Genomic DNA, 17,528 nt, shown 5'->3' on the forward strand with positions numbered 1-17,528 from the left:
GGCAGGATTCGAACCTACGCATAATGGAGTCAAAGTCCATTGCCTTACCGCTTGGCGACATCCCAAAACATGGGGTGAACGATGGGATTCGAACCCACGACAACCAGTGCCACAAACTGGCGCTCTACCAACTGAACTACGTCCACCATAATGGTGCGTCTTAAGGGATTCGAACCCCTGGCCCACGCCTTAGAAGGGCGTTGCTCTATCCAGCTGAGCTAAAGACGCATTTTAACACCTTAGTGTTAATGGAGCGGGTGATGAGAATCGAACTCACGTAACTAGCTTGGAAGGCTAGGGCTCTACCATTGAGCTACACCCGCATATTATTAAGTTTTAGTGGTCGGGGTGACAGGGATTGAACCTGCGGCCTCATGGTCCCAAACCACGCGCGCTCCCATCTGCGCCACACCCCGATATGGTGCGTCTTAAGGGATTCGAACCCCTGGCCCACGCCTTAGAAGGGCGTTGCTCTATCCAGCTGAGCTAAAGACGCATATTTTTTTTGTTTTCAGAACGTTTTTTATTGTAAACCATTCTGTATTTTTTGTCAAGCTTTCATTTGAAAGTTTATTTGAAGTAAATCTTTTTCCACTTTCAAAACATCTTCTAGAACATCAATTATTTTAATCTGTTCTCTCAAATATGTCAAGCTTTAGGACGTTTATTATTTTAAACGCTTTTTGACTTCTTGTCAATTCTTAGTGCGTCTATCATTTTAAACACTCCTTAATATCTTGTCAAGCTTTAAGATGTTTATTATTTTAAACAATCTTCAATTCCTTGTCAAGCTTTAATCTTACAATGGAGCGGGTGATGAGAATCGAACTCACGTAACTAGCTTGGAAGGCTAGGGCTCTACCATTGAGCTACACCCGCATATTTATAAGACTATTGGTCGGGGTGACAGGGATTGAACCTGCGGCCTCATGGTCCCAAACCACGCGCGCTCCCATCTGCGCCACACCCCGAAGTCATTGTTATTTCATCTCCCGACGACAATGACTATTCTACAATATCCAAATTAATTCGTCAATACCTTTTTTAAAATTATTTTACTTTATTTTATATAATAAATTCTATATAGTAATTTAATCTACTTTTTACCTTTGAATTATCTTCTATTATTTAATTAATCAAATGTAAATTCTTTAAGATAAATACTAGGTTCTTCATTCTTATTTATTTCAATAAATCCAATATACTTACCTGGATTTCTAGGTAATGATATACTTCCAGGATTCATAAAAAATATGTTATCGTATTTTTCTATCATAGATACATGTGTATGACCAAAAAGAGCTATATCTGCGCCTACCTCTTTTGATCTATAATAAATCTTATTTAAACCATATTTTACTCCATATAGATCTCCATGCGTAAAAAATACTTTTCTATCCTCGACCTCTATAACTCTTTCCTTAGGATACTTGTTAGAGTAATCACAATTTCCTCTAACAATATATACCTCCCCCATAAATTCATTAGCTAATTCTTCTGCATCGTCAACATTATCACCTAAATGTATTAATATATCAGCATTTTTAATATATTCTTTAGCTCTTTGAATATATTTGTCCATCCTATGTGTATCACTTAATACTGCAATTAACATAATCTTATCTCCTACTATTTTATTAGTTTTACTATTAAATCCTTTAACTTTGTAAGTGCTTTCCCTCTATGACTTATTGAATTTTTTTCATCTGAATTAAGTTCAGCAAAACTTTTATTTAAAGGTTGATAGAAAAATAAAGGATCATATCCAAAGCCGCCATTTCCATGTATATTATTTAGAATGTATCCTTTTACCTCACCAGTAATAGAATAATATCTTCCTTCTTCATCAAATAACGCTATTTGGCAAATAAATTTGGCTCCTCTTTCTTTATCTGATACACCTTTTAAATTTTCTAATAATTTTTTATTATTAGCTTCATCATTTCCATGCTCACCTGAATATCTTGCAGAATATATACCAGGTTCTCCATTTAAATAGTCTACACATAATCCAGAATCATCTGCTAATACAATAAAGTCTTTTTCTCCTCTTTCTCTTAAAGCTTCATATATTTCTTTTGCCTTTTTTTTAGCATTCTCTTCAAATGTCTTTCCATCTTCTATTACATCTATATTTATCTTTTCTTCACTTAAAGATTTTATTTCTACATCTATATCATTAAGTATTTCTTTTATTTCTTTTACTTTCTTAACATTATTACTTGCTAAAATAATCTTTTTCATTAATTGTTGTTTCCTCCTGTCCCTATCCAAAGCGAATCCATTTTCAGTGAATCTTTTTGTACTTGAATCATTTGCTTTATTCCTTTTTCCCCTAAATCCAATAATTCATTTAATTCAGCTCTACTGTATGGACTCTCTTCTCCTGTTCCTTGTACTTCCACAAAGGTTCCTTCATCAGTCATTATAATATTCATATCAACTTTAGCTTTTGAATCTTCAACATAACACAGATCTAAAACTTTTTGATTATCTACTATTCCTACACTAGTTGCTGCAACAAAACTTCTAATAGGATACACTTTAAACGGTTTAATTTTATGCAATTTATTAACTGCATCCACTAAAGCTATAAATGCGCCTGAAATAGAAGTTGTTCTAGTTCCTCCATCAGCTTGAATAACATCACAATCTATCCATAATGTTTTTTCTCCTAATGCCTTTAAATCTACAACTGATCTTAATGCTCTCCCAATCAATCGTTGAATTTCCATAGTTCTTCCATCTGTTTTTAACCTAGAAATATCTCTTATTTTTCTAGTTTCCGTTGATCTTGGTAACATATTGTATTCTGCTGTAATCCACCCTGATCCTGTCCCTTTTATAAATGGTGGTACTCTATCCTCTATAGAAACATTGCATAAAACTTTTGTATCTCCAACTTCTATATATACTGATCCTTCAGCATATTTAGTATAATTTCTTGTTACTCGTACATGCCTTATTTGATCATTTCTTCGTCCATCACATCTCAATTAAATCACGCTCCATCTTAATTTAAGGTATATTAAAAAAATAGTAGACCCTTATGTTTACATATTGTGGACCATATTCTATTGATAAATTCATCTATTAATTTAGTATTAACTATTTTTTCTTCTTACTTATATAACACATCTTTAATCTATTATTTTCTTTACCTATACCTAATACTTGATATTATTATATATTCATTTTACTTTGTCTAACAAATAATATAATAACTTATTTTCAACTGTTTTTTTTGATTAAATTGTATATTTCATCTCTTTTAGGCGCTTCTATAACTATCTCTTCATTAGAGTCTACTAATATATTACCGCTATTACATATTTTCCCAATAATAGTTGCCTTAATGCCATTTTCTTTAAGTATTTTAACAAGCTTTGCTCCCTGTTTAGTAGTAATCAACATACTTCCAGAAGAAATCAATCTCAAAGGGTCCATTTTAAATAAACTTGATAATTTCTTAGTTATATCCAATATAGGTATTTTATCATTATATATTTTAAAACCTTTACCTGAAGCCATTGCTACTTCAAATAAAGCTCCAATTAAGCCCCCTTCGGTAACATCATGCATAGAATTCACACCAAATTTCCCAGCTATTTTACCTTCTTTTAAAACACTTAATTTATTTATCAATGCTTTACCTAAAATCACTTCTTCCTCAGATAATTCTCTTTTAATAATTTCTTCATAATCATTAATTAAAATATATGTTCCTTCTATTCCTATATCTTTAGTAACAATTATATCATCTCCCTCTTCAGCGCCTGCTGTTTTAACAGCTTTTCCTTTTAAAGTTTTCCCTATCACAGTTACAGATATAACCATCTTATTAACTGCAGATGTAACTTCTGTATGACCACCTATTATCTCTATTCCTATTTTAGAGGCTTCTTGATCTATTTCATACATTACTTTATTTATTTCATCCAAAGTTGATGATATTGGTGCTAAGACTGTAACCATTATTCCTATCGGTTCTCCACCTGAAGAAGCAATATCATTACAATTTATATGTACAGCTAGTTTTCCTATGTCTTTGTTTGCTCCTGTTATTGGATCTGTTGAAAAAATAGCTTCGTACTCTCCAAAATCTATAATTGAACAATCTTCCCCAACATCATTTCTTACTTTTACTTCTTCTCTTTTAATTGTCTTATTATCTAATATTATTTTTCTTAAATCTTCAAAGTTTAACTTTCCTTCTTCCATAAAAAAATTCTCCTTTTATTTAGATTTTATGCACTATTTTTAACTTACACTCATATTAATTAATAATATGAAAATTTTAAGAGAGGTGAATACATTGAGATATATAGGACCATTTTTTAGGATGAATAGTCTTTCTCAAAAAGAAATTAGCAGTCAACTTTTTTATTTATCAAAAGAATCAGTAAAGACGATTGTGCTAAATTCAAAATGTGGTCTACTAATGCCTGTTAAGATTTCTAAAAAATCTTCTTCTACAAATGATATTAGCATATTAAATAATTTTTCTCCACTAACATGTATATACCGAAAATCATCGCCCATGTTTATACACAGTAAAACCTCACATGGCTTTGATGAATCAACATTTAAGAAAGAAATAACTCCATCAACTAATGCTTTAATGACATTATGTATATTAGAATTAAGTAATTATTATTCTAATTATTGTAAAGATAATCGGAATGTTGTTTCTTTTGAAAAAGCATATAAATACATTGCAAAAGAACAACTTAAATTTTATTCTAAAAATTTAAGAAATACTGAAGGACTTTTTGTTAATAAAAAAAATATCTCCGATTCTAATTCTAAAGGTTTTAACTTAATAGATAAAGATGCTAAGTTTAAATTTTCAGATCAAGCTTTTATGATGGATGCATATTACCTATACTATTTCTACAATAAATCTGACCCTATTGGTGAAGACTACAAAAACTTTGCTAATGAAATTTTAGATATGTTTAAAAATTATAAGGAATCACTTTATGAATTATCATTTAGTGAAAACTTAAACGTACTTTTAGCTTTAAATGTATTCTATAAATATTCAAATGACAATGTTGCTAAAGATCTTATACTTGATTTAAGTGATTTTCTTATAAATAGATTTATGATGAAAGATTATTTTGTAAACTCTCTAGAAGACTGTAGTTTATTCGCTATATGTTTAATGGAATCTTATAAACATACAAATATTATTTCTTTTAAAGAAATGAGTAAAGAAATTACCAATAAATTAATAACTCTATATGATAAGGATAAAAATATATTTGTGAAATTAAATGATAAAAAGGATATTAAATATTCTTCTTTAGAAATTAATTTTTATATTTTATCATTACTACTGTATTCTCAGGAAGAAAATAGAAATTCAGAGTTTAAACCTATTATCTCCGGTATATATAGAAAGTTCTATATAAATGGTAATTTATTAACAAGTTGGCCTGAAGCACCAACCCTTGATGAAGTAGAACGTTATAGAAAACTAAGTTTACGTTCTAAAGATATGTTAGAAGAATCTTATTTTAGAATGCCTGATTTACCAACTCCTGAAAGCACTGGTTTAGCTCCTATATTTGTAAAAAACTTAAGTTATTCTAAAAAAAAGGATAGTTTTTCTTCTCCAAAAATATCTTTTGATTCAAATAAAAATATGTTTTCATTCTTTACTATGATTTATTTTCTTAAAGATAGCGTAATAAATGAAATGGGATTTATAGAACAGGAGAATTTAAGGGATAATTCATTTGAACATGATGAAGATACAGTTTCTAGTTCTACAAATAATACAAAAGAAATTTTATCTGTATCTGAACTCTCTAATATAGAGGAAACTTCTAAAAATGAAAATCAACCTTTAACTGAAGATAACAATTCTAATATTAAGGTTAATGGTAATATCGATCTCAAGATTGAATCAAATTCTAAAGAAAAATCTCATAATAAGAAAAGTTAATTATAGTTAATAAAATTTTTTATCAGCTTATTAACGGATATTTTTACATCCGTTAATAAGTTAAATTAATTAATATAATTTTATTTAATGGAACTAAAATCTATATTTCCATTACCATCAAATTTAATAGTAGATACATTCTTAGAAAACGCAATATTTTGATTATAAAATACCAGAGGAAGTATTCTATAACTTTCAAATAACTTGTTTTCTATATTATCATATATATTTTTTTCATCTTTAGATTGTAAATTTATAATTTTTTCTTTTTCTAAATCACTTAAATAACTTTCAAAATTCTTATAGAATTCTTTTTTATTTAAAACATTAGCATTGTTTTCCATTAAAATCATATCATATCTATTCTTTAATTCTTGATCTTCAAAATCCTCTTCTTTTACTAAACTATATTTTAATACTATACTTGTATTTTCTTTAAACCAACTTGAAATACATCTGCATAATTCTCTATTATCATTATTATCTTTACATAATAATGTTAAGACTTCTGGTGGGCTCCACTCTTCCTCTTTATTGCTTATAACTTTTCTTGATTGAAGTTTAGTTAAATCTTGTTTATCTTCTCTAAAATAACTTCCTTCTGCCAATTCAAATTCTTTAGTATTAGAAGTTTTATAATTTTCTAAAGCATTAGATATATTTTTATAAATAAATTTTCTTCCTTGTAATGGAATAGTATCATTTTTACTATTAATATATAAATATACACCATTATTCTTAGGAATTGTTATTAGCTTACCTTCTGAACTTAATTTATTTAATTCACTTTCTGGCGGATCTAATACAATATCTCTTTGACCAATTTCGAATGAGGCCATTGATAATTCTACACTATTATCTTTTATTATTTTAATATTTTTTAAAGAGTTATCACTATTATAATTACTCCTTTCAAATTCTATCTCATTGTCATTAAAAGATGATATAACATAATCACCACTATATATTAATTTATTATAGTTATTTTTCATATCTCCCCACATAATTAAATACTTTCTTAATTTATATTGAGGTTTAGTTAACTCGTCTAAAAAATTATCATTTTTTTTATTCAATCTCATAATAACCTTATCATCAGTTGCTGTAATAGCCACCCCTTTTTCAAATGTTGTTTTTCCTTCTTTAAATTCTTTTGCTCCATAAACATCTAACAAGGCTTCTATATTTTTTTCATCTTCTATCTTTAATAGCTCCTTAAAAAATACAACAACGTCCTCTGGAGTTATTTTGTTTCCATCACTCCAATAAATATCGTCTTTAATTTTAAATTCATATTCAATATCATTTTCTCTTTTATTTACCTCATTTGATAAACAAGGTATTATTTTATTGTCTATATCCTTAGAAACTAAGCCTTTACTTGCAGCACAGACAATGTCTTGATCTCTCTTAGATAGTTCTGTAACATTCTTTAAATCAGTTGTAATATTATTAACTCCATAACTCAAGCAATTCTCCATATCACTATTTAATGTTCCTGTTCTATCTATTTCTATAAAACCTAATAAAAAAGCAAGTATTATAAAAGTTAAAGATATAGGTAATAAATATTTTTTCAACTTAATTGCCCTCCAGTATTATTAGACTATTTATATATGTTCTAATTAATTTAATACATTTATAATCTTTTATATAAAAATCATATAAAAGATTATAAAAGGTTAACAATATTCACGTAGAATCATATATATCACAAATTTCTATATAAATTCCTCACCATAATATGAACAAAACTTATTGGAACTTATATATTTAATTATTAACCTTATAATATTTTTATAATCACTAATATAACCTTATATATCAGTAAATACATAAAATAACAAATTTATTTAGATTAATATACTTATTGTGATATAATGTAACTATATTTTTATGGAGGGTTTTTTTATATGGAATTTTTAACAGGTACATTTTTCATAGTTGGAATACTATTTATGTGTGTTTTTATGTTTATAGGAATATGGCTATTTGTAGTTGCTTTAAAAGCTCATAGTCAATTACGTTATCACAACTACATATTAGAAAAAATATGTGAAAAACTTTCAAATTTATCTAATATAACGCCTGGAGGCGAATTTAAAAATACTAATTATGATTCTATTAAGGATGATATTCCTGGAATTAATGAAAATAACTCTTACAATATATCTAATTTTGATAAAGCAGAAAAATTTAATTAAAAAATTATTAATTCTACTTTAAAGATATTGCTTTATTCTAATGGATGTACTAAATTAGAATAACAAAAATATCCCTATTATGATTTAAATCATAATAGGGATATTTTATTTTTTTATCTATTTTTAACTTCCTTATTTACTAGATTATTTTACTAAGTTAACTATAAAAAATATCAAAGAGACTGATATTGCAAAACTAAATACAGAATATATTATTCTTTTTCTACCTGTTTCATTAAGTATAAATCTAAGAGTTAAAACTGCCATTGTTATACAAATACCTATTTGTACTGGTAAATAAGAATTAAAAATTTGACCGAAATAATGAAATTGATAACTTGTTGAAAAAGTACATATTATTAAAATGCTAGATATAAATCCACATATCAATGTTAGCCAATTCACTAATATCTTCATCAGTTTTCACTCCCTAGCATCTTTTCAAATTCATCTTCTGAAAGAACTGTTATACCTAATTCTTGAGCTTTAGTTAATTTCGATCCAGCTGCTTCTCCTGCAATTACATAATCAGTTTTCTTACTAACACTACCAGAAACTTTTGCTCCTAATTGTTCAAGTTTCTCTTTAATTCCACTTCTAGAATAATTTTTCAAAGATCCTGTTGCAACAACTGTCTTTCCTTGGAAAATATTTTCTACCGTCTTAATTTCATCAAAAATAGGATTTACTCCTAAACTTAATAGTTCATCAATAGTTTGCAGTACTTTTTCTTCCTTGAAAAATCCAATTACATCTTGTGCAACTATATCACCAACATCCTGAACTGAAACAAGTTCTTCAAATGTAGCATTTTTTAAACCATCTATAGATTTAAACTTGTTTACTATGTCTTTTGCGGTTTTTACTCCAACATTAGGTATTCCTAAAGCATATATAAATGCATATAATTTACAATTTTTACTCTCTTCAACTGCATTGATTAAATTTTCAGCTTTCTTCTCTCCAAACTTATCTAAATTAATAAGTTCTTCTTTATTTAATTTGTACAGGTCTGAGATAGATTTAATATTTAATCTTTCAAATAACTGTTCTGCTGTTTTTTCTGAAAATCCGGCTATATTCATCGCATCTCTTGAAGCATAATGAACTATACTTTTAACTAATTGTGGTTTACAAGAAAGTGTATTGTCACAAAAATAATGTGCTCCATCTAAAACAACATGACTTCCACAAGCTGGACAAAGAGTTGGTGGAAGTATTTCTATTGAATTTTCTAATGTTTCTTCCACTGTACCCATTATTTCAGGAATTACATCATTAGATCTACGAACAAATACATCAGCACCTATTCTAACACCTTTTCTTTTAATATCATCCATATTATTTAATGTCGCTCTTTTAACTGTTACTCCTGCTAATTCTACAGGTTCTAAAATTGCTGTTGGTCCTATTCTACCGCTTCTTCCAACATTCCATTCAACATCTAAAAGTTTTGTTGTTGCTTCTTGTGCTTCAAATTTATATGCAATTGCCCATTTAGGGAATTTAACAGTGTATCCTATAAGTTCTCTAGTTCTTATATCATCTATAGCTATAACCAATCCATCTATATCATAATTTAAATCAAATCTTATATTTTTTATATATTCTATTTCTTTCTTTATGTCATCTATAGATGTACATACTTTAATATATTCATCAACTGGTAAACCTTTTTTCTTTATAAATTCCATCATTTCTAAATATGTTTTAAATTGAGTACCTTCTTTATATCCTACATCATAAAAAAATGCAGATAAATTTCTTCTTGCTGTTTCTTTAACATTAAGATTTCTTAAAGCTCCTGCTGCACCATTTCTTAAATTCTTTAATGGTATATCAGATTCCTCATTATACTTCTTAAATGCCTCCTGAGTCATAACAGCTTCCCCATGTACTTCAAAAACATTATCTGATTCTTGAATCTTTAATGGTATGGATTTTATTGTTTTTACCTGTGCCGTTACATTCTCTCCAATCTCTCCAGTCCCTCTAGTTGCTCCTACTTCAAGAGTACCTTCCTTATTATAAGTTAAGTTAACTGTTAAGCCATCAAACTTCTTAGTAACAATGTATTTTAAGTCTGGAAGATCTTCACCTTTACTTCTCATTTCATTAATAAATTTTACATTTCTATTGTGCCACTCGATTATCTCTTCTAAACTTTGTGCTTTATCTAAACTCCAAAGTTTTGCTTTATGAGTATATTTACTAAATCCATCTAAAACAACATCACCAATTCTTAATGTAGGTGAGTAAGGAAGTATATATTCTGTTTCTTTTTCTAATTCTTGAAGTTCATAGTATTCTTTATCATAATCCTTATCACTAACAGAAGGATTATCAAGCACATAGTATTCATATGAATACTTATTTAATTTTTCAACAAGTTCAATTATTCTTTCTCTCTTTTTATCCACTATTCTCACCAGCTCCTCAGTTAAGACATTAAAAATAATAATTTAATTATTAATAATAGGCTACGTTTTAAAATAATTTTGATATTGTATATAATGGCGAACTAGCATTATAAAAGTACCTTCTCATGTTTATAAGCTTTATATTATAATTTCAATATTTACTTAAAGCATAGCACACTTATAAATAAAATTAATTATGTTTAGTTTATTTGACTATATCATCTTAAGTTTTGCAAATGATAGCATTAAATTCTTAACACCTTGTTTATCAAATGCAATAGTTAACTTTTTATCACTTCCTGCATTTTGAACACTTACAATTGTTCCTACTCCAAACTTATCATGTTCTACTTTTCTTCCAAGTGTAACTTCATTACTAGTCATGTATTCAGCATTGTCATTTATTTTTATATTAACTTCTGATACTTTATTAAAAGTTTTATTTTTATTAATAATATTATTTCTTAAACTATGTGGATTCATATAAGAATTATTATTAACTACATTTTGCTTATTATTTGATGATATTTTATTCCCACTTACATATTCCTTTAATTCAGATTTTATCTCATTTATAAAATCTGATTGTGCATATGCAACTGTTCTACCAAATACTCTTCTAACTTCTGCTGAAGTCATAAATAATGTTTCTTTTGCTCTAGTTATTCCAACATAACAAAGTCTTCTTGACTCTTCCATCTCAGATTCTTTCTCAAATGACATATTTCCTGGGAAAATACCATTTTCCATCCCAACCATAAATACTACTGGAAACTCAAGACCTTTAGCACTATGTACAGTCATTAATACTATAGAATCTTCTTCGTCTTCTATCTTATCAGTATCTTGAACTAAAGAAACCTTTTCTAGGTACGCAGATAATGATTTATCTTCACTATTTTTTTCAAAGTCAACTGCATCTGATACTAATTCTTTTAAATTTTCAATTCTACTTTTATCTTCAATTTCTTTAGAATTCTCTAATTGTTTCATATATTCAGTATCTTTTAATATAGATTGAATTAATACAGATACTGGTACTGTCTCACTAAGTATCATTAAGTTTTCCATTATATTTGTAAAACTCTCAATATTGCTCGCATTCCTTGGAGTTAATGTTGGAATAGTTCTAGCTTCCATTAAAGCATCCCACATATTTAGTTCATAATTATTAGCAAATTCTTGAACTTTTAATACAGTTGCATCTCCAATACTTCTCTTTGGTACGTTTATTATTCTTTTGATACTTACATCATCTTGAGGATTAACTAATACTTTTAAATAAGCTAAAATATCTTTTATTTCTTTTCTATCATAGAATTTTGTTCCACCAATTATTTTATATGGAATAGATTTTCTTCTTAAACTTTCCTCAAATATACGTGATTGAGCATTTGTTCTATATAATATAGCAAAATCTTTAAATTGTTTTTCCTCTTTAGATTTTATATCTAAAATCTGCTTTCCAACAAAATCTCCCTCATCACTATCTGAATATGCTCTATAAACCTTTATCTTACCACCAGCATCTTGTTCCGTTCTTAATACTTTACTTTTTCTATTTGCATTGTTCACAATCACTACATTTGCAGCATTTAAAATATTGCCTTTTGATCTATAATTTTGTTCTAATTTAATTACTTTAGTTGCTGGATAATCTTTTTCAAAATCTAATATATTTTGAATGTCTGCACCTCTCCATTGATATATGCATTGATCATCATCTCCTACAACACAAATATTTTTATATTTACTTGCAAGTAATTTAACTAATTCATATTGAGCACCATTAGTATCCTGATATTCATCTACCATAATATATTTAAATTTATTTTGATAAAAATCTAATACTCCTGGATTAGATTTAAATAATTCAACAGTTTTAAAAATTAAATCATCAAAATCAAGAGCATTATTTTCTTTAAGTCTTTTTTGATACATTTCATATACATCAGCAATCTTTTTTTCTCTAAAATTAGATTCGTTTTCTCTCATAAAACTACTAGCACTTTGTAATGAATCTTTTGCTCTTCCTATTTTAGATAATATTTCTTGATCCGTTATATCTTTATCATTAATATTTAAATTCTTCATACAATCTTTTACTAATACTTTTTGATCTGAAGTATCATATATAGTAAAGTTACTATTATAGCCTATTTTATCAATTTCTCTTCTTAAAATCCTTACACAAGTTGAGTGGAAAGTCGATATCCACATATTTTCAGCTCTATCTCCAATTAAAGATTTTACTCTATCTTTCATTTCTTTAGCCGCTTTATTAGTAAATGTAATAGCCAATATATTATAAGGGGGGATATCTAAGTTTTCTATCATATGAGCCATTCTGTATGTTAATACTCTTGTTTTTCCTGAGCCCGCTCCTGCTAATATTAATAATTGGCCATCTATTGTTGTTGCACCTTCATACTGTTCTTTATTAAGCAATGATTTTAACTCCATTTAGTTAACCTGCTCCTTTCTTAAGGTATATTAAAAAAATAATAGACTAGTTTATTTGTATATTGGATTTCTATTATTTCCTTTCATGCACCTAATCTTTAAATATTATAACATAGTAAACACATTATTTATTAAAATATAAAGCTATGTTTTAAAACAGTTTTTATACTTTAATAATATAAATCTTATCACAGAGACATTCACTTAAAACATAACAAAATATATAATTTATAATATACATAATTATATTATAAATTATTATTGCCTTTTTAAGTTTATAAAAAACAAACATAAAAATAATGAATGAATTAAATCACCTTTAAGCGTAAAATGATTCAATTCATTCATTATTTCAATTTCTACATTTTGTTTACTTTTTTTACATTTTTAGTGTTATATATTAACAATTATTATAAATTTAAACCTAAGTAAACTTTTTCATTTTTATGCAATAAAAAAACGCAACCCTTGGGGCTAGGTTGCGCTTTAGCAATAAGCAATAAGCAATAAATAAAAAGGGGGCTATATAATTCCTTTTATTTATCCTTGCACAATTATTATAGAATACTCCAATCTAAAATGCAAGTAATTTTACGAAAATTATTTACTTTGGAATATAAAATGAATTATTTTATTGCAAAAACTTTTAATGTTCGTTAATAACTCTGTAAAATTGATAATTCCTCTTCTGTTAATTCCCTATATTCGCCTTCTTCTAATTCTTCATCTAAAGATAATCCGCCAAACTCCTCTCTTTTTAAATATATAACCTTTTTATCTAAAGCTTCAAACATTCTTTTTACTTGATGATATTTCCCTTCTTGAATGGTTATTCTTACTTCTGAGGCATTTTCTGAATTAGATAAAATGTCTAATTTTGCTTCTAAACATTTATAACCATCATCTAAAATTATTCCGTCTTTAAATGCTAACACATCTTCTTCTGTTACATTTTTATTTATCTTTGCATAATAAACTTTATCAACATGCCACTTAGGTGATATTAATCTATGGTTTAATTCCCCATCATTTGTTAATAATAATAATCCTACTGTATCTTTATCTAACCTACCTACTGGAAAAGGATCAAACACTTGATGATCTACTTCTAACAAGTCAATTACAGTTTCATCTCTTGAATCATGGGTTGCTGATATTACCCCTGACGGTTTATTCATCATTAAATATATGTACTTACGATATAATATTTCCTCACCATTTATTTTTATGTTTATATTTTCTGGATCAACATTTATTCCATTATCCTTCACAATAACTCCATCAACTTCAATTAATCCTTTTTTAACTAATGCTTTAACTTCTTTTCTACTACCATAACCTAAATTCGAAATTATCTTATCTAATCTTTCCACATCTTCACCTCTATAACTAATTTTAGCTTCTTTATTATATTCTAAAAAAAACTTATTTTAAATAAAAAATCCACTTCATGAACTATAAGTCTTACTATTCTCATAAAGTTATTCACAAATTTAACTGCGTTATAAATTCCTAAAGAATAAAAAAATACCTTAAGTATAATGTAACACAAAAGTAAAGAGGTATAAAATATTTATATCTAAAAATATTTTATACCCCTTAAATTTATAATTGTCAAAATTTAATAGTTATATACCATTTCTATAGTATGACATCACTTTTGGTACATAATTTTGAGTTTCTTGTGGCATTTTATATAATTGCTCAGATGATGTAACTCCTCTTTTTTGCATTGTCCCTGGTCCCGCATTATAAGCCATTAATGCCATTTCTACATTTCCATTATACTGATCTATATATCCTTTTAATTGTTTTACTCCACCTTGTATATTTTGTTCAACATTAAATGGATCATCTACCCCATCCTCTTTACAATTTTCTGGCATCAATTGCATTAGTCCCATAGCACCAGCACCTGATTGTACTGAAGGATTAAAATCTGATTCTTGTTTAATTATTCCTAAAATCAAATTAGAGTCTACTCCATATTTCTTTGAGGCACTATTCACAGCAGAATATATTCTTTTCATTGTTTCATCATTAGTTTGTGATGCTAAGTTTGATATAGATGTATTATTATAAACTGCAGAACTTAAATTTGGATTTAATACCATCTTCATATAATCTAATCTTTGTCCTGGCGTAGTTTCTGTGTTTTGTATAGCCTGTACTGCTTGTAATTTTTCATTCTTTGATGATTGATTTGAATTCTCCATTAAAGCTTGCATAACTAACGCAAACTGCATATCATCAGAACTACTTTTCCCTTCAGATAAACTATTATTCATTGCTAAAGTCATTAATTGATCTTGTGATATTGAACCTAAATTATTTAAATCCATAATGTTCCTCCATTTTTTTATCCTATATATAAATGTTTTTATTTCATTATCTTATTAATTTTCGAATTAATTTATAAAATCTTAATCACGTACTTTAAGCATTACTTCATCATAATCTTCATAGTTAACTTTTTTATAATAACTTTTTGTTAAAACTAACACTTTGTATTTTCCTTTTACAAATGGGATAAAGCTATAATAATTTTTCTTGCTGTATGATTGAACCTTTTTCCAGTTTCCTTGTTCCATTAAATAAAACTCATAACAAACATCTTTTCCTCCTGAACTTTTAACCTCAAATGTTACCTCTTCATTTATCTTAGGTTTAGCTTTATTTATCAATACTTTAGTATTTATAATAGGAGGTGCTTCATTTATATATAAGTTTAATTCTTTCTTCGAATCATATTCTTCTGTGCATTTTATATTTTTAGCATAAACTTCTATAGTATATTTACCTGCTATTTTAGGAGTAAATCTTAATTTTTTATTCTTTAAAAATTCTGTTTCCTCTATTTTATGCCCATTAATTTTAGTTACATATTTAACTAAAACACTTCTTGTATTTTGTATTATAGATTCAAATTCTATATTATCTCCTACAACATAATTTTTCTTACAAGGTAAAATTATATAATCTATTTCTCCTGGCATATATTCTCTTGCCTTTAAATATATAAAAGTATGTGCATCATATTCTTTATCTGAATATCTATCTTTAACATTAACTTCTATTTCATAATCTCCCTTTTCTTCTGGAATAAAATTAACCCAATTAGCCTTACCATATTCTACACTTTCTACTTTTTTCTTATCTTTATATACTACAAAGGAATAATTAAGTCTTGTACCACCCTCTGCATTTACCATTATATTAACAGTTTGTCCTATTATCACAGTCTTTTCTTTATCAACAACAACATCAAGTATTTTAACTGGCTTATTTCCTCTTTCCTCAATTTCAAAATTAATCTTTTCAGTACATTCATATTCACCTTTAAAAGATTCATCTTTAACAAAAACTGCTACTTCATATCTACCTGATTCATTAGCCTTCCAAACATACTCATTATTTCTAATTAATCCACTATCGTGTTCATGTGGACCTTTAACTTTATATCTATATAATAATTTTTTTCCACCATCAGCCTCTACCTTAAATGTAATATTAGTTCCAACTACTTGAGGTGAACTTAAGTCTGCTGAAAATCCTTTAATTTTTATATCCCTATATGGTTTAACTTTATATAATATTAATGCTCTATCATCATATTCTTTATCAGAAAATATATCTTTTACATAAGATAATAGTCTATAATCTCCAGGCTCACTCTCTTTATAACTAACACTACAATTTGTAGAATAATCTTGTATACAAGTTGCCTTACTATCTTTGGATATTTTATAAAATTTATATAAAATAGTTCTATCACTTGGATATTTTGTTTCTATAGTAAAATTCAACTCTTTTTCTACAAGCAACTCTTTATTTTCACATTTAAAATTTGTTATCTCTAATCTTTCTATATCACTAACATTTACTCTTACAGTGGTATAATCGTCAAAATTCAAATCTGAATCTACCCTTTTGCATTCAATTAAAAACTCTTTTTCTCCAGAATTATTTGCAGTATATAGTAACGTATTATCAGTTGTATAATCAATAATAGGATCCCAACCTTGATATCCTTTAACATAAAACCGATAAAGAATATCATCTCTATTTGACTTTACTTTTATTAAACATTTCTCTCCAACTACTACTTCACTTCTATCAATTAATACATCTTCTATAAGTTTTATTGGATTTTTATTACTTATTAAATAATTTTCCTTAGCTAGATAATCAAAAGACTTTCTCCCATTCTTCTCCCTTGCTTGTACCATAATTGTATATTCTCCTTCACTATTTGGTTTCCAACGACACTTATTATTTTCAGAAAAATCTTGTATCGTAGTCCATATGCCATTTGAACCAATAATAAACTTATATTCTATGTCAGAAGATTTTTCATCTATTTTACTTAATATACTTATTTCCGTACCTTTATTTTGTGGCTTTTCTTTATCAAAGCTAATCTCTACATCCTTTAACTGAAGTTCTTGCATATAATCAAAACCTCCCTTTTATACACCCTCTAATTAC

General features: G+C 27.2%; 13 protein-coding genes and 8 tRNA genes. 2 read left to right on the forward strand and 19 right to left on the reverse strand.

The genetic code is table 11. The features are described 5' to 3' along the window. The 12 genes from ACYUET_RS12405 to ACYUET_RS12460 all read right to left on the reverse strand — a co-directional run bounded on the left by ACYUET_RS12405 (nt 1) and on the right by ACYUET_RS12460 (nt 4,221). Nucleotides 1–57: transfer RNA gene (locus tag ACYUET_RS12405), tRNA-Gln, on the reverse strand. Nucleotides 58–70: 13 nt separating this feature from the next. Beyond that, nucleotides 71–146: transfer RNA gene (locus ACYUET_RS12410), tRNA-His, on the reverse strand. Nucleotides 147–151: 5 nt separating this feature from the next. Beyond that, a tRNA-Arg gene (locus ACYUET_RS12415) sits at nt 152–228 on the reverse strand. A gap of 21 nt (nt 229–249) precedes the next feature. Beyond that, a tRNA-Gly gene (locus ACYUET_RS12420) sits at nt 250–323 on the reverse strand. A 17-nt stretch (nt 324–340) separates the two neighbouring features. Continuing rightward, nucleotides 341–416, reverse strand: a tRNA-Pro gene (locus ACYUET_RS12425). A gap of 3 nt (nt 417–419) precedes the next feature. Next, nucleotides 420–496: transfer RNA gene (locus ACYUET_RS12430), tRNA-Arg, on the reverse strand. A gap of 309 nt (nt 497–805) precedes the next feature. After that, a tRNA-Gly gene (locus tag ACYUET_RS12435) sits at nt 806–879 on the reverse strand. Between the two features lie 16 nt (nt 880–895). After that, nucleotides 896–971: transfer RNA gene (locus tag ACYUET_RS12440), tRNA-Pro, on the reverse strand. A 161-nt stretch (nt 972–1,132) separates the two neighbouring features. Next, nucleotides 1,133–1,615: a metallophosphoesterase gene (locus ACYUET_RS12445; RefSeq protein ID WP_460280061.1), complete on the reverse strand. Its 483-nt coding sequence runs from the start codon at nt 1,613–1,615 to the stop codon at nt 1,133–1,135. 14 nt (nt 1,616–1,629) lie between these two features. Continuing rightward, on the reverse strand, nt 1,630–2,244 hold the full coding sequence (locus ACYUET_RS12450) for an XTP/dITP diphosphatase (RefSeq protein ID WP_460280063.1): 615 nt from the start codon (nt 2,242–2,244) through the stop codon (nt 1,630–1,632). Next, complete coding sequence (gene rph, locus ACYUET_RS12455) at nt 2,244–2,996, reverse strand: ribonuclease PH (protein WP_460280065.1); 753 nt, start codon at nt 2,994–2,996, stop codon at nt 2,244–2,246. Before rph ends, ACYUET_RS12450 begins: the two co-directional genes overlap by 1 nt. 235 nt (nt 2,997–3,231) lie before the next feature. Further along, nucleotides 3,232–4,221 carry an AIR synthase family protein gene (locus ACYUET_RS12460; RefSeq protein ID WP_460280067.1) on the reverse strand — a complete coding sequence of 330 codons (990 nt, stop codon included), beginning with the start codon at nt 4,219–4,221 and terminating at the stop codon, nt 3,232–3,234. Nucleotides 4,222–4,315: 94 nt separating this feature from the next. Here ACYUET_RS12460 and ACYUET_RS12465 point away from each other — a divergent pair, with 94 nt between their 5' ends. Next, nucleotides 4,316–5,953, forward strand: coding sequence for a hypothetical protein (locus ACYUET_RS12465; protein ID WP_460280069.1), 1,638 nt, complete (start codon nt 4,316–4,318; stop codon nt 5,951–5,953). Between the two features lie 80 nt (nt 5,954–6,033). Here ACYUET_RS12465 and ACYUET_RS12470 read toward each other — a convergent pair whose 3' ends face one another. Then, nucleotides 6,034–7,533, reverse strand: a complete 1,500-nt coding sequence (locus ACYUET_RS12470) for an ABC transporter substrate-binding protein (RefSeq protein ID WP_460280071.1) — start codon at nt 7,531–7,533, stop codon at nt 6,034–6,036. A gap of 333 nt (nt 7,534–7,866) precedes the next feature. On the opposite strand from ACYUET_RS12470, the gene ACYUET_RS12475 reads away from it, so the two are divergent. Then, on the forward strand, nt 7,867–8,157 hold the full coding sequence (locus tag ACYUET_RS12475) for a hypothetical protein (RefSeq protein ID WP_460280073.1): 291 nt from the start codon (nt 7,867–7,869) through the stop codon (nt 8,155–8,157). Nucleotides 8,158–8,301: 144 nt separating this feature from the next. Here the strand turns inward: ACYUET_RS12475 and ACYUET_RS12480 are convergent, their stop codons facing one another. From ACYUET_RS12480 to ACYUET_RS12505, 6 genes are all read right to left on the reverse strand, one after another. After that, nucleotides 8,302–8,574: a hypothetical protein gene (locus ACYUET_RS12480; RefSeq protein ID WP_460280075.1), complete on the reverse strand. Its 273-nt coding sequence runs from the start codon at nt 8,572–8,574 to the stop codon at nt 8,302–8,304. Then, complete coding sequence (gene ligA, locus ACYUET_RS12485; RefSeq protein ID WP_460280330.1) at nt 8,574–10,580, reverse strand: NAD-dependent DNA ligase LigA; 2,007 nt, start codon at nt 10,578–10,580, stop codon at nt 8,574–8,576. Before ligA ends, ACYUET_RS12480 begins: the two co-directional genes overlap by 1 nt. A 210-nt stretch (nt 10,581–10,790) precedes the next feature. Continuing rightward, nucleotides 10,791–13,040: a DNA helicase PcrA gene (pcrA, locus tag ACYUET_RS12490; RefSeq protein WP_460280077.1), complete on the reverse strand. Its 2,250-nt coding sequence runs from the start codon at nt 13,038–13,040 to the stop codon at nt 10,791–10,793. Between the two features lie 656 nt (nt 13,041–13,696). Then, nucleotides 13,697–14,413 (reverse strand): pseudouridine synthase, encoded by a 717-nt coding sequence (locus ACYUET_RS12495; protein ID WP_460280079.1) that lies wholly within the window; start codon nt 14,411–14,413, stop codon nt 13,697–13,699. A 255-nt stretch (nt 14,414–14,668) separates the two neighbouring features. Further along, nucleotides 14,669–15,382 carry a lytic transglycosylase domain-containing protein gene (locus ACYUET_RS12500; RefSeq protein WP_460280081.1) on the reverse strand — a complete coding sequence of 238 codons (714 nt, stop codon included), beginning with the start codon at nt 15,380–15,382 and terminating at the stop codon, nt 14,669–14,671. 81 nt (nt 15,383–15,463) lie between these two features. After that, the gene (locus tag ACYUET_RS12505) at nt 15,464–17,491 is read right to left on the reverse strand and encodes a triple tyrosine motif-containing protein (RefSeq protein WP_460280083.1); all 2,028 of its coding nucleotides are present in this window, start codon (nt 17,489–17,491) and stop codon (nt 15,464–15,466) included. Between the last annotated feature and the right edge of the window lie 37 nt (nt 17,492–17,528).

The sequence above is a fragment of the Clostridium sp. CTA-5 genome (genome assembly GCF_054768135.1).

Excerpts from the sequence above, each read along its gene's own strand:
- ACYUET_RS12445 (WP_460280061.1), bottom strand. The coding sequence starts at position 1,615 with ATGTTAATTGCAGTATTAAGTGATACACATAGGATGGACAAATATATT.
- ACYUET_RS12450 (WP_460280063.1), bottom strand. The coding sequence starts at position 2,244 with ATGAAAAAGATTATTTTAGCAAGTAATAATGTTAAGAAAGTAAAAGAA.
- ACYUET_RS12460 (WP_460280067.1), bottom strand. The coding sequence starts at position 4,221 with ATGGAAGAAGGAAAGTTAAACTTTGAAGATTTAAGAAAAATAATATTA.
- ACYUET_RS12475 (WP_460280073.1), top strand. The coding sequence starts at position 7,867 with ATGGAATTTTTAACAGGTACATTTTTCATAGTTGGAATACTATTTATG.
- ACYUET_RS12480 (WP_460280075.1), bottom strand. The coding sequence starts at position 8,574 with ATGAAGATATTAGTGAATTGGCTAACATTGATATGTGGATTTATATCT.
- pcrA (WP_460280077.1), bottom strand. The coding sequence starts at position 13,040 with ATGGAGTTAAAATCATTGCTTAATAAAGAACAGTATGAAGGTGCAACA.
- ACYUET_RS12500 (WP_460280081.1), bottom strand. The coding sequence starts at position 15,382 with ATGGATTTAAATAATTTAGGTTCAATATCACAAGATCAATTAATGACT.
- ACYUET_RS12505 (WP_460280083.1), bottom strand. The coding sequence starts at position 17,491 with ATGCAAGAACTTCAGTTAAAGGATGTAGAGATTAGCTTTGATAAAGAA.